Origin of the sequence: Pseudoalteromonas ostreae (genome assembly GCF_018069805.1) — a bacterium.
Taxonomy (GTDB): Bacteria; Pseudomonadota; Gammaproteobacteria; order Enterobacterales; family Alteromonadaceae; genus Pseudoalteromonas; species Pseudoalteromonas ostreae.
In genome coordinates, this window is the sequence record NZ_JAGPYN010000078.1 from 1 (window position 1) to 520 (window position 520).

A 520-nucleotide genomic window follows, 5' to 3' on the forward strand; every position below is an offset into this window, starting at 1 on the left:
ATGCCCCACAACGCAGGAAAAACGGACTGCTCAAGTGTTTGTTGCCGTGCTCGGCGCATCAAACTATACCTATGCTGAGGCAACGTATAGCCAGCAACTTGAAGACTGGGTGATGAGTCATGCCCGTTGTTTTGCGTTTTTAGGCGGTGTTCCAGAGCTTGTTATTCCCGACAACTTAAAAAGCGCCGTTAGTAAATCCTGTCGCTACGAGCCTGATCTAAACCCCACTTATCATCAATTAGCCGAGTATTATAACGTTGCTGTCATACCCGCTAGACCTTATAAACCCAAAGATAAATCGAAGGCTGAAGTCGGTGTACAAATTGTTGAGCGTTGGATCATGGCACGTCTGCGTAACCAAACCTTCTACAGCTTAGCGCACCTAAATCAAGAAATAACAAAGCTACTTGATGTAATGAACAATAAGGTGATGAAGCAATATCAACAATCACGTAAACAGCTATTTGATAGGGTAGATAAAAGCGCATTAAAGCCATTGCCTGAAAAGCCCTATCACTAT

1 protein-coding gene is annotated in these 520 nt (G+C 43.7%); it reads left to right on the plus strand.

Going from position 1 to position 520, the window contains the following annotated elements; translation table 11 throughout:
- On the plus strand, positions 1 to 520 hold a 520-nt coding region (gene istA / locus J7338_RS20600), incomplete at both ends, for an IS21 family transposase (RefSeq protein WP_210798837.1).